Source organism: Streptomyces humicola (assembly GCF_024436035.1).
In the GTDB taxonomy this organism is placed as follows: Bacteria; Actinomycetota; Actinomycetes; order Streptomycetales; family Streptomycetaceae; genus Streptantibioticus_B; species Streptantibioticus_B humicola.
This window is the reverse complement of sequence record NZ_JANFNG010000025.1, coordinates 1-12,185: the sequence shown is the minus strand read 5'-3', so window position 1 is coordinate 12,185 and position 12,185 is coordinate 1. Positions and strand designations below refer to the sequence as shown.

The window sequence follows — 12,185 nt, the reverse complement described above, 5'->3', positions numbered from 1 at the left end:
GTGGTCTCCTGGGGCAGCGCAGGTTGCTCCAGCTGTGCGGTACCGCCCACGTATCGCTCCCCTCGTCGCCGTTCGCGGGCCCATTTCTCGCATTACGCGACATCAATGAGCAAGCGAGACGTTTCAGCGGAGAGGAGTCACCAACGTCGGTCAACTTGCCTGCGGTGGGGCGCATTTGGCGCCCCATCAGGGGCTTTCGCCCACGTGCGGTGTGCGCCGGGCGCACACCGCACGTCAATCAAATCCACCCGAACCGGTGAACGCCGTCAGCTCTCCACATGGCTTGCGAGGCGGGCGAGTTCGGCGTCGTGGATGCGGTTGAGGCCCTTGGGGGCGAAGGTCTTCTCGAAGAAACCGCCGATGCCGGTGGCTCCCTCCCAGGTGGTGGTGACGACCACCTTGGCGCGCCCCTCCCCCGCCGGGGTGACGGTCCATGTCGTGACCATGGAGGAGTTGCGGTCGCGCTCAACCAGCTGCCCGGGGGTGGGCTCGCTCGCCTCGATCAGGCAGTCGCGCACGCGCTTCTGCGTCGCCTGCAGCTTCCAGTGCACGACGCTGCCCGCCCCGGTGCCGCCTTCCTGCACCTCGTACTCGCTGAACTGCTCGGGCAGCAGCTCGGGGCGGGTCTTGGTGTAGTCGGCGAGCGCGGCGAAAACCGCCTCGGGTGCGGCTGCGACCACGCGCTGCGTGGTGGCCTCGACCTGCGCCATGTCTCTCTCCTCCGGTGTTCTTTGTGACCTGAGTCGACTCGTGTGTCTCCTGCGACGTCGCGCCACAGCCAACCACTGACGGGCGGCGCAATCGAATCCGGGGTGCGGTGTGTCGAAAATCGATCGCACGTTCTATTCTGGGTGCGACGGCGACGAAGGAGGCGGCATGCGCTGGGACAACCTGAGCCTCGAAGCCGGTGGGGCCGCGCCCGCGCTGTTCGGCACGGACGTCGTGTCCCGCACCTTCGACACCCCGGGCTTCAAGGGCATCACCTTCCACGAGGTCAGGGCACGCTCGATCATCAACCGGGTGCCGGGCGCGTCCCGCATGCCGTTCGAATGGACGGTCAACCCCTACCGGGGCTGCAGCCACGCCTGCGGGCACTGAAGCAAACCACCATGGTTTAGCGGGCGGTTCGTGCCATTGCCATGGTGAGACACCTTGGCGGCCCGTCCCTCGCCTCGTAGCGGCGCACCAGATGCGGGTGGTTCGCCGCCAGCCATGCCATGTACCACTCGCGGGCGCCCGGGCGCAGGTGGAGCACCAGCGGCGTGACCGAGCTCGCGCCCGCCTCCGCGATGGCACTGCCGCCGCGCCCCCACCGCGATGCTCGCGCGGGCGGGAGAGCGCGTGGCGAACATCGTCGCGCAGGAACCGGATGGCGCGGTCGTCGGCTGGGCGTGCCTCGGCCCGTACCGCGAGGAAAACGCATCCACCACGCAGGAGGGTGGGCTGTATGCCCTGTACGTGCGGCCCGACCGCATCGGCCACGGCTTCGGGCGGACGCTGACCGAGGCGGCGCTCGATCACGCGAACGCGCAGGGCTTCCCCTGGGTGCGGCTGTGGGTACTGGAGGGGAACGCGCGGGCCCGGCGTTTCTACGAACGCGCCGGGTTCGCCCCGGACGGCGGCCTAGAGCCGTTCGTCGTCGACGGCGTGCCCGTGCCCGAGGTCCGGTACGCCCGACGGCTCGGGGGCGCCGCGCGCTGACACACCCATCCGGCACCGCTCATCTGTCAGCGGCGCAGATCACATGGGCGAAAGTCTGGCGCCCAGGTTACTGACGAGTTACCCTCAGAACCACGAGGCCGTGCACCACCGACCGTGGTCGTACGGACTCCCCGCCCACGGTGGCCTGGTGACGCAGCCGCCGCGGGCACAGCACCACCCGCAGCAGTACGTCGGTTCGGCAACATCGCGGCGCGGCCCCGGGACAGGGCCCGCCACTCCACCACGCGGGCACTCACGTGTCCGTGCACCTGCATCTGAGTGACCTGCGCGCATGCGCATGACTCACCTGCAGTCACCTCTCAGTCGTCACGCCCCGTGCGGGGCAGACCCCCTGGAGTTTCGCGATGGACCGTCCGTCCACTACGCCCGCTTCCCCATCCTCGTCGTCTCCCGCCCGCTCATCCCTGACCGTCGCCGTCGTCGGGCTCGGCACGATGGGTTCCGGTATTGCCGAGGTCCTGGTCAGGGCCGGTCACGAGGTCATCGGCATCGAACCGGTCGAGCGCGCCGCCGTCGCGGCCGTCACTGCCCTCGAGCGTTCCACTGCCCGCGCCGTGGAGCGCGGGAAGATCACCGAGGCCGAACGCAATGCCGCGCTCGCCCGGCTGCGCACCTCCTCCGACCTGCAGGCGGCCGCCGAGGCCGATCTGGTGATCGAGGTCGTGCCGGAGAACTACCCGCTCAAGCGCGAGGTCTTCGCTGCACTCGACGCCGTCGTCAAGCCGGAAACGATCCTGACCACGGGCACCAACGCGCTGTCGGTAACCCAGCTCGCCGCCGACAGCGCCCACCCGGAGCGGGTGCTCGGTCTGCACTTCTTCGCCCCGGCACAGGCGATGAAGCTGGTCGAGGTGGTCTCGACCGTCCTCACCTCGCCGGAGGCGACCGAGCGCGTCACGGCCCTGGTCCGCAGCCTGGGCAAGGAGGCCGTCCCCGTCGGCGACCGGCCCGGATTCATCGCGGACGGGCTGCTGTTCGGCTACCTCAACCAGGCCGCCGCGATGTACGAGGCGCGGTACGCGACACGTGAGGACATCGACGCGGCGATGAAGCTGGGCTGCGGCCTGCCGATGGGGCCGCTCGAACTGCTCGACCTGATCGGCATCGACACCGCCAAGACGGTGCTTGAAGCGATGTACGCCGCCTCGCGCGACCGGCTGCACGCGCCCGCCCCGATCCTGGGCCACCTGGCGGCCGCCGGACTCACCGGCCGCAAGTCCGGGCGCGGCTTCTACACCTACGAATCCCCCGGCAGCCAGACGAAGATCGCGGACGCCGAGACTCCTGTAGGCGGCTCGACGGGCGGCGCGGGCCGCACGGTGCGGCGCGTCGGCGTGGCCGGTTCCGGCACGATGGCCTCCGGCATCGCCGAGGTCTTCGCCAAGGCCGGGTACGAGGTCGTGCTGGCCGCTCGCTCGCCGGAGAAGGCCGACTCGGCGGTCGCCAGGATCGCCAAGTCCCTTGCCCGCTCGGTCGACAAGGGCCGGCTGACCGCCGAGGACCGGGACGCGGCGCTGGCCCGGCTCACTCCCTCGGGTTCACTGGACGACTTCGCCGACGTCGATCTCGCGGTCGAGGCGATCGCCGAGGAACTCTCGGTGAAGCAGCAGCTGTTCACCACGCTCGACAAGGTGTGCAAGCCGGGCGCGGTGCTGGCCACCACCACCTCCTCGCTGCCGGTGGTCGAGATCGCCACCGCCACGTCGCGGCCGCAGGACGTCGTCGGCATGCACTTCTTCAACCCGGCGCCGGCGATGAAGCTGGTCGAGGTGGTCCGGACGGTGCTGACCGCCGATGACGTGCGCGCCACCGTGCACGAGGTGTGCAGGGCCCTGCGAAAGCACCCGGTGGACTGCGGCGACCGGGCCGGCTTCATCGTCAATGCCCTGCTGTTCCCGTACCTGAACAACGCCGTGAAGATGGTGCAGGAGCACTACGCGAGCGTGGACGACATCGACACGGCGATGAAGCTCGGCGGTGGCTACCCGATGGGGCCGTTCGAACTCCTCGACGTGGTCGGCCTGGACGTCTCGCTCGCCATCGAGCAGGTGCTGCATCGAGAGTTCCGCGACCCCGGGCTCGCACCCGCCCCGCTGCTGGAGCACCTCGTCTCCGCGGGCTGCCTCGGCCGCAAGACCGGCCGCGGCTTCCGCGAATATGCCAGGGCCTGACGAGCTCAGGGGAGAGCTCAGGGGTCACGACGGGGGGTGGGACGGCCTGCTGCCCGGCCTCGATCAGGCCCGGCAGAACGGCCCGCCCCACCGTCCGCCGGTAGCGGCATGTAACGTTCCCCACATGCCCCAGCCGCGCAGCACCGCCCGTACCACCGCACAGCGGCACCGCGTGCGCCAGGAGCTGTCCGCCGCCGCGATGCACCTTTTCTCCACTAAGGGGTACGAGGGGACCACGGTCGACGAGATCGCCGCGGCGGCCGGGGTGGCCCGGCGCACGTTCTTCCGTCACTTCCGCTCCAAGGAAGAGGCGATTTTCCCGGACCACGACGACACCCTCGTCCGCGTCCAGGCCGTGCTGGACAGCGCGGAGCCGGGCGAACACCCGCTGGACACGGTCTGCCGGGGCATCACCGAGGTGCTGCGCATGTATGCCGAGTCCCCCGAGGTCTCCGTCGAGCGCTACAAGCTCACCCGCGAGGTCCCGGCGCTGCGCGAACACGAGATCGCGTCAGTGGCCCGCTACGACCGACTGTTCACCCGCTATCTGCTGGGCCACTTCGACGAGGCGCAGCACCGTGCGGGCGATGACGACCCGCTGCTCGCCGAGGTGGCCGCGTCCGCGGTGGTGGCGGCCCACAACCATGTGCTGCGGCGCTGGCTGCGGGCCGGCGGCAAGGGGGACGTGGAGGCGCAGCTGGATCACGCCTTCGACGTGATCAGGGAGACCTTCGGGACGGGGATGGGGGTGGGCAGGAGCGAGCAGGCCCGGCCCCCGGCCGAGCCGCGTGGCGGCGAGGTGGTGGTGGCCGTCGCTCGCACCAGCGCGTCTCCCGCCGAGGTGCTACGCGCCGTCGAAAAGGCTCTTGGCGCCGAATAACCACCTGAGGTGCGCATTTACGGCCGTTCCCGGTTCGGGGACGGCGGTGTTGCGTGCGTGTGTCGAGCAGACGCTGTGGTTCCGGCAAAAAAATTCTTGGCACGCAGTGTCTTTACTCATGGCACCGCGTGCCATAGATTAGTGGTGTCCGGGCGGGCGGCGTGCAGAGCACACGCCTCGCACGCCGTCTGTCCCCAAAGGCCCGGACGCCTGCGTCACAGGCATCTCCCGCGCGCCACCGCGCGCTCGCCGCACCACCCTCGCCGAACCGACGGCACACCCAAGACCCCAGCGTTCCCTCAAGCGTCCCGTAACGCTTCGCCGGAGGCCCCAAGTGAAGGACATCCTCGACGCAATCCTCGCGTCAGACAGCACAGCCGGCATCGCCGCCGATGTCGCGGCGCTGCCGCTGCCCGAGTCCTACCGTGCCGTCACCGTCCACAAGGACGAGGCCGAGATGTTCTCCGGCCTGACCACGCGCGAGAAGGACCCGCGCAAGTCGTTGCACGTGGAGGAGGTGCCGGTGCCCGAACTCGGGCCCGGCGAGGCCCTGGTGGCCGTGATGGCCAGCTCCGTGAACTACAACTCCGTGTGGACGTCGATCTTCGAGCCGCTGCCGACGTTCGCCTTCCTGGAGCGCTACGGCAAGTCCAATCCGCTTGGCAAGCGGCACGACCTGCCGTACCACATTATCGGCTCCGATCTCGCGGGCGTCGTGCTGCGCACCGGTCCGGGCGTGAACGCCTGGCATCCGGGCGACGAGGTCGTCGCCCACTGCCTGTCGGTCGAGTTGGAGTCCGCCGACGGCCACAACGACACGATGCTCGACCCGGAGCAGCGCATCTGGGGCTTCGAGACCAACTTCGGCGGCCTCGCCGAGATCGCCCTCGTCAAGTCCAACCAGCTGATGCCCAAGCCGGCCCACCTCACCTGGGAGGAGGCGGCGGCCCCGGGTCTGGTCAACTCCACCGCGTACCGCCAGCTCGTCTCGCGCAACGGCGCCGGCATGAAGCAGGGCGACAACGTGCTGATCTGGGGCGCCAGCGGCGGACTCGGCTCCTACGCCACCCAGTTCGCCCTCGCCGGCGGCGCCACCCCGGTCTGCGTGGTCTCCTCGCCGCAGAAGGCGGAGATCTGCCGTGCGATGGGCGCCGAGGCGATCATCGACCGCACCGCCGAGGGCTACACGTTCTGGAAGGACGAACACACCCAGGACCCCAAGGAGTGGAAGCGCTTCGGCAAGCGCATCCGCGAGCTGACCGGCGGCGAGGACGTGGACATCGTCTTCGAGCACCCGGGCCGCGAGACCTTCGGCGCCTCCGTCTACGTCACCCGCAAGGGCGGCACGATCGTCACCTGCGCCTCCACCTCCGGTTACATGCACGAGTACGACAACCGCTACCTGTGGATGTCGCTGAAGCGGATCATCGGTTCGCACTTCGCCAACTACCGCGAGGCGTGGGAGGCCAACCGTCTGATCGCCAAGGGCAAGATCCACCCGACGCTCTCCAAGGTCTTCCCGCTGGACGAGACCGGCCAGGCCGCGTACGAGGTGCACCGCAACCTCCACCAGGGCAAGGTCGGCGTCCTGTGCCTCGCCCCGGAAGAGGGCCTGGGCGTCCGCGACCCGGAGATGCGCGAGAAGCACCTGCCGGCCATCAATTTGTTCCGCGACGCGCTAGCGGAGCGGACCATCAAGCACAGCAGGGACATCTGATGGCCGAGCGGCACAGGGACCGCCCCTGGCTGATGCGTACGTACGCCGGCCACACCTCGGCGGACGAGTCCAACGCCCTCTACCGGCGCAACCTCGCCAAGGGCCAGACGGGCCTCTCGGTCGCGTTCGACCTGCCGACCCAGACCGGCTACGACCCCGACCACGTCCTCGCCCGCGGCGAGGTCGGCCGGGTCGGGGTCCCGATCGCCCATCTCGGCGACATGCGGCGGCTGTTCCACGACATCCCGCTGGAGCAGATGAACACCTCGATGACCATCAACGCCACGGCCATGTGGCTGCTGGCGCTCTATCAGGTGGTCGCCGAGGAGCAGGGCGGGGACGTCACCAAGCTGCAGGGCACGACGCAGAACGACATCGTCAAGGAGTACCTGTCGCGCGGGACGCACGTCTTCCCGCCCGTCCCCTCGCTGCGCCTGACGACCGACATGATCACCTACACGGTGAACCACATCCCCAAGTGGAACCCGATCAACATCTGCAGCTACCACCTGCAGGAAGCGGGCGCCACCCCCGTCCAGGAGATCGCCTACGCGATGTCCACCGCGATCGCCGTGCTCGACGCGGTGTTCGCATCCGGCCAGGTGCCGGAGGATCGCAAGGGTGATGTCGTCGGGCGCATCTCGTTCTTCGTCAACGCGGGCGTGCGCTTCATCGAGGAGATGTGCAAGATGCGGGCCTTCGCCCGCCTCTGGGACACCATCACCCAGGAGCGCTACGGCATCCGGGACCCCAAACACCGCAGGTTCCGCTACGGCGTCCAGGTCAACTCGCTCGGATTGACCGAGGCCCAGCCGGAGAACAACGTCCAGCGCATCGTGTTGGAGATGCTCGCCGTCACGCTCAGCAAGGACGCGCGCGCCCGCGCCGTCCAACTGCCCGCCTGGAACGAGGCGCTGGGCCTGCCCCGCCCGTGGGACCAGCAGTGGAGCCTGCGCATCCAGCAGGTACTCGCGCACGAGAGCGATCTGCTGGAGTACGAGGACATCTTCCGCGGCAGCCATGTCATCGAGGCGCGGACCGACGCGATCGCCACCGAGGCGATGGCCGAGATCGAGCGGGTGCTGGAGATGGGCGGGGCCATCCCGGCCGTCGAGTCGGGGTACCTCAAGTCCCAGCTGGTCGCCTCGCACGCGCTGCGCCGGGCCCGGATCGAGTCCGGCGAGGACAAGGTCATCGGCGTCAACTGCTACGAGTCCACCGAGCCCAGCCCGCTCACCGCCGACCTCGACACCGCGATCCACACCGTCGACCCGGCGGGCGAGGCGCGCGTCGTCGAGGCGCTCGACCGGTGGCGCGCCGAGCGCGACGAGCCGCGGGTGAAGGCCGCCATCGAGGCGCTGAAGGCCGCGGCGACCACCGACGCCAACCTCATGGAGGCGACGCTGGAGTGCGCCCGTGCCGGTGTCACCACCGGGGAGTGGGCCTTCGCGCTGCGCGACGTCTTCGGCGAGTTCCGCGCCCCGACGGGCGTGAGCAGCGCGCCGGTCGCGGTCACCGCCGAGGAGGGCACCGCGCTTGCCGCCGTTCGCGCCAAGGTGGCCGCCACCGCCGAGGGGCTGGGCGTCGGCAAGCTGCGGCTGCTCGTTGGCAAGCCGGGGCTCGACGGCCACTCCAACGGCGCGGAGCAGATCGCCGTGCGCGCCCGCGACGCCGGCTTCGAGGTCGTCTACCAGGGCATCAGGCTCACCCCTGAGCAGATCGTCGCGGCGGCCGTCGCCGAGGACGTGCACTGTGTGGGCCTGTCCATCCTGTCGGGCTCACATCTCGAACTCGTCCCGGATGTCCTGCGGCGGCTGCGGCGCGCCGGGGTGGACGATGTGCCGGTGATCGTCGGTGGCATCATCCCGACCGCGGACGCCGAGGCGCTCCGCGGGGAGGGCGTCGCTGCCGTCTTCACTGCGAAGGACTTCGATATCACCGGGATGATCGGCCGGATCGTGGACGAGATCCGCCGGTCGAACAAGCTGGAGGCGTGAGATGCAATTCGGGCGGACATACGAAGAGTTCGAGGTCGGCGCGGTGTACAAGCACTGGCCCGGAAAAACGGTCACGGAATACGACGACCACCTCTTCTGCCTGCTCACCATGAACCACCATCCGCTCCACATGGACGCGAACTACGCCGAGAAGACGACGGACTTCGGCAAGAACGTGGTGGTGGGCAACTACATCTACTCCCTTCTGCTCGGCATGTCCGTCCCGGACATCTCCGGCAAGGCGATCGCCAATCTGGAGATCGAGTCGCTGCGGCACGTCGCGCCGACCTTCCACGGCGACACGATCTACGGCGAGACGACCGTGCTCGACAAGTGGGAGAGCAAGTCGAAGAGCGACCGCGGCATCGTCTACGTCGAGACCAAGGGGTACAAGCAGGACGGCACGCTGGTCTGCGTCTTCCGCCGCAAGGTCATGGTCCCCACCGCCACGTACATCAAGGAGCGCGGCGGCGAGCAGCCCGGCCGCCCCGAGCTGAAGTCCCAGGAGAAGTAAGAGATGAGCCGCCTGCAGCAGACCGAGGGCCTCAGCGAGATCCAGCAGGAGATCCTCTCCACGGTCCGGGATTTCGTCGACAAGGAGATCCTGCCGGTCGCCACCGAGCTGGAGCACCGCGACGAGTACCCGACGCGGATCGTCGAGGGCCTCAAAGAGCTCGGTGTCTTCGGCCTGATGATCCCCGAGGAGTACGGGGGCCTCGGTGAGTCCCTGCTCACGTATGCGCTGTGCGTGGAGGAGATCGCCCGCGGCTGGATGAGCGTGTCGGGCATCATCAACACCCACTTCATCGTCGCCTACATGATCAAGCAGCACGGTACGCAGGAGCAGAAGGAATATTTCCTGCCGAAGATGGCTACGGGCGAGATTCGTGGCGCGTTCTCGATGTCGGAGCCCGGCCTCGGTTCCGACGTCTCGGCGATCCGCACCAAGGCCGTCCAGGAGGGTGACAGTTACGTCATCAACGGCCAGAAGATGTGGCTGACGAACGGCGGTTCGGCGAACCTCGTCGCGGTGCTCTGCCGCACGGACGAGGGCCACCCCGAGGGCACGGCTCCGCACAAGTCGATGACGACGTTCCTCATCGAGAAGGAACCCGGATTCGGCCCCAACCCGAAGGTCTCCGGCCTCACTGTGCCCGGCAAGATCGAGAAGATGGGGTACAAGGGCGTCGACACCACCGAGTTGATCCTGGAGGACGTCCGCATCCCCGCCGACCGGGTCCTCGGCGGCAGCAGCGGACGCGGCTTCTACCAGATGATGGACGGCGTCGAGGTGGGCCGGGTCAATGTGGCCGCCCGCGGCTGCGGTGTCGCGCGCCGCGCATTCGAACTGGGCATCGCCTACGCGCAGCAACGCCATACCTTCGGCAAGCCGATCGCCCAGCATCAGGCCATCCAGTTCAAGCTGGCCGAGATGGCCACGAAGGTGGAGGCCGCGCACCAGATGATGGTGATGGCCGCGCGCAAGAAGGATTCCGGCGAGCGCAACGACCTCGAGGCGGGTATGGCGAAATACCTGGCCTCCGAGTACTGCAAGGAGGTCGTGGAGGACTCCTTCCGGATCCACGGCGGCTACGGGTTCTCGAAGGAGTACGAGATCGAGCGGCTCTACCGGGAGGCACCGATGCTCCTGATCGGTGAGGGAACGGCGGAGATCCAGAAGATGATCATCGGCCGGAGGCTTCTCGAGGAGTATCGACTCCAGGGATGAATGTCCGCATATGGGTGACTTATCCGCGAAGAAGATCACACTACGGCCTCGAGGCGTACTCGCCTTTCAACCACCGACTCGCCTTCGCGCTTGCCGAGTTGCTGGTCGAAACCGATAGCATCGGTTAAAGCCGCCGTCCCCATTTTCATTCGCGGCATCCTCCGCTACGAAGGTCATCCATGCCCCACAGCCCATCCTCTGCACAACGCGGCCGAGTCCGCCTCGCGCGTGGAGCGTCGCCGTGGCTCCTGCCGACCGTCGCCGCGGCGGCGGTCAGCCTGACCCGCGCCCGACGCTCCGGGCGCTGGGCCGCCGCGGCCGTTCCCGCCACCGCGCTCGCGGCAGGCATGCTGTGGTTCTTCCGCGACCCCGACCGTGAGATCTCTCACGGTCGGGTCATCTCGCCAGCCGACGGTGTGGTGCAGAGCATCATGGCGTGGAAGGACGGACGCACCCGCGTCGCCATCTTCATGAGCCCGCTCAATGTGCACGTCAATCGCGCACCGCTGGCCGGCACGGTCACCTCCGTCGAGCACATTCCCGGCGGATTCGTTCCCGCTTTCAACAAGGAAAGCGAGAACAACGAACGCGTAGTCTGGCATTTCGACACCGAACTCGGCGACATCGAGATGATTCAGATCGCCGGTGCGGTCGCACGGCGTATCGTGCCGTACGTGCCACAGGGCGCGAAGGTCGAGCAGGGCGAGCGGATCGGGCTGATCCGCTTCGGCTCACGGGTCGACGTCTACCTGCCGGAGGGAGTCGAGCCTGCCGTGGAGGTCGGCCAGACGACGCAGGCAGGGGTGACTCGCCTTGACCGTGATTGACCCCGACACGGACGCACCTACTTCCTGGGCCGACGGAGAGGACACCGCCGACATGCCCGTCTCGACGCGGCTGTCGATAGCGGACACCCTCACGCTGTCCAACGCCACGTGCGGCTTCATGGCGGTCTACTTCACCACCACCGGCGTCCTGGTCCCCCACCTCATGGGCCAGACCGACGGCGGCATGACCCGGCACAGTGCGGCGACGGCGGTCATGCTCATGCTGCTCGCCTCGGTCTTCGACCTCTTCGACGGCCTCGTCGCCCGCAAGCTGCGCAGCTCAGCGATGGGCGCCGAGCTCGACAACCTCTCCGACCTGATCAGCTTCGGCCTCGCCCCCGCGTACTTCGTCGTCGTCTGGGGCATGGTCGCCGACGACGGCCACAAGAACATCTCCGCCGTCGCGGGGGTCGTGGTCGTGCTCGCCGTGGTGCTGCGGCTCGCGAGATTCTCCTGCGTCACAGTCCGGGACGGGATCTTCCAGGGCATGCCGAGCCCGATGGGCGCGCTGACCATCGTCTCCGCGGTCCTGCTTCAGCTGCCGTTCCTGCCGACGCTGGCGATCATCGGGGGCGTGGCGTGGCTCATGGTCAGCCGCGTCGAGTACCCCAAGCCGCGGGGGCGGCTGGCGGTCGCCACGCTGTGCTGGATCTTCATCAGCATGGGGTGCCTGTCCGCGTGGGCGGTGGGGGTGCCGGGCGGGGCGGCGCTGCTGCAGACGGGGGCGGCGCTGCAGGTCGTCGCGGCCGCCGTGATTCCGCTCTTCGCGACGTTCCGTCGCGTGAACGCGATCCGCGGCCGAGCGACCTCACGTCAATCGCGCTTGGGGTGACCCCCGGCTGCGCGCCGCCGGCCCGCTGACGTGGTTGGTCTGGCCACGTGCGGCTGGCGCTGCGCGCCGGCTTTCCCGGCCCCGTGACCAGCCAGATCACGTACCTCAGATCACGTGCGCGCGTCCACACCGGTGGCCAGCCCAGTCACGTGCGCCTCGGCGCTGCGCGCCGCCGGCCCGCCGGCGTGACTGGCCCGATCACGTACGCCTTCGCGCGAGTGCCGTGCCCGGGCTCACGTGCGCCTCGGCGCTGTCGGGGGGTCGGTGCCGCTGTGGGGTGCCTCCTCGGCGCTCGAACGTCACGTGGCCT

The 12,185-nt window shown here is 68.8% G+C and carries 10 protein-coding genes and 2 pseudogenes; 10 read left to right on the top strand and 2 right to left on the bottom strand.

The window, feature by feature from the left end; genetic code table 11:
• Positions 1-266 precede the first annotated feature (266 nt).
• Positions 267-710: an SRPBCC family protein gene (locus NGB36_RS24850; protein WP_255922706.1), complete on the bottom strand. Its 444-nt coding sequence runs from the start codon at positions 708-710 to the stop codon at positions 267-269.
• 166 nt (positions 711-876) lie between these two features.
• On the opposite strand from NGB36_RS24850, the pseudogene NGB36_RS24845 reads away from it, so the two are divergent.
• Positions 877-1,089, top strand: a pseudogene (locus NGB36_RS24845) (Rv2578c family radical SAM protein); the annotation flags it as partial.
• A gap of 82 nt (positions 1,090-1,171) precedes the next feature.
• On the opposite strand, the pseudogene NGB36_RS24840 reads toward NGB36_RS24845, so the two are convergent.
• Positions 1,172-1,294, bottom strand: a pseudogene (locus NGB36_RS24840) (Rv2578c family radical SAM protein); the annotation flags it as partial.
• 47 nt (positions 1,295-1,341) lie between these two features.
• Between NGB36_RS24840 and NGB36_RS24835 the strand changes: the two are divergent.
• The 9 genes from NGB36_RS24835 to NGB36_RS24795 all read left to right on the top strand — a co-directional run bounded on the left by NGB36_RS24835 (position 1,342) and on the right by NGB36_RS24795 (position 11,875).
• Positions 1,342-1,701 carry a GNAT family N-acetyltransferase gene (locus tag NGB36_RS24835; RefSeq protein ID WP_255922705.1) on the top strand — a complete coding sequence of 120 codons (360 nt, stop codon included), beginning with the start codon at positions 1,342-1,344 and terminating at the stop codon, positions 1,699-1,701.
• A gap of 365 nt (positions 1,702-2,066) precedes the next feature.
• Positions 2,067-3,893, top strand: coding sequence for a 3-hydroxyacyl-CoA dehydrogenase family protein (locus NGB36_RS24830; RefSeq protein WP_255922704.1), 1,827 nt, complete (start codon positions 2,067-2,069; stop codon positions 3,891-3,893).
• A 124-nt stretch (positions 3,894-4,017) separates the two neighbouring features.
• Positions 4,018-4,773, top strand: coding sequence for a TetR family transcriptional regulator (locus NGB36_RS24825; RefSeq protein WP_255922703.1), 756 nt, complete (start codon positions 4,018-4,020; stop codon positions 4,771-4,773).
• Positions 4,774-5,107: 334 nt separating this feature from the next.
• The gene (gene ccrA / locus NGB36_RS24820) at positions 5,108-6,490 is read left to right on the top strand and encodes a crotonyl-CoA carboxylase/reductase (protein ID WP_255922702.1); all 1,383 of its coding nucleotides are present in this window, start codon (positions 5,108-5,110) and stop codon (positions 6,488-6,490) included.
• Complete coding sequence (locus NGB36_RS24815; protein WP_255922701.1) at positions 6,490-8,487, top strand: ethylmalonyl-CoA mutase; 1,998 nt, start codon at positions 6,490-6,492, stop codon at positions 8,485-8,487. Before ccrA ends, NGB36_RS24815 begins: the two co-directional genes overlap by 1 nt.
• Before the next feature lies 1 nt (position 8,488).
• Positions 8,489-9,001 carry a MaoC family dehydratase gene (locus tag NGB36_RS24810; protein ID WP_255922700.1) on the top strand — a complete coding sequence of 171 codons (513 nt, stop codon included), beginning with the start codon at positions 8,489-8,491 and terminating at the stop codon, positions 8,999-9,001.
• 3 nt (positions 9,002-9,004) lie between these two features.
• The gene (locus NGB36_RS24805; RefSeq protein ID WP_255922699.1) at positions 9,005-10,216 is read left to right on the top strand and encodes an acyl-CoA dehydrogenase family protein; all 1,212 of its coding nucleotides are present in this window, start codon (positions 9,005-9,007) and stop codon (positions 10,214-10,216) included.
• Positions 10,217-10,395: 179 nt separating this feature from the next.
• On the top strand, positions 10,396-11,043 hold the full coding sequence (locus NGB36_RS24800) for a phosphatidylserine decarboxylase (protein WP_255922698.1): 648 nt from the start codon (positions 10,396-10,398) through the stop codon (positions 11,041-11,043).
• Positions 11,030-11,875 carry a CDP-alcohol phosphatidyltransferase family protein gene (locus NGB36_RS24795; RefSeq protein WP_255922697.1) on the top strand — a complete coding sequence of 282 codons (846 nt, stop codon included), beginning with the start codon at positions 11,030-11,032 and terminating at the stop codon, positions 11,873-11,875. The genes NGB36_RS24800 and NGB36_RS24795 overlap by 14 nt, the downstream gene beginning before the upstream one ends.
• Positions 11,876-12,185 lie beyond the last annotated feature (310 nt).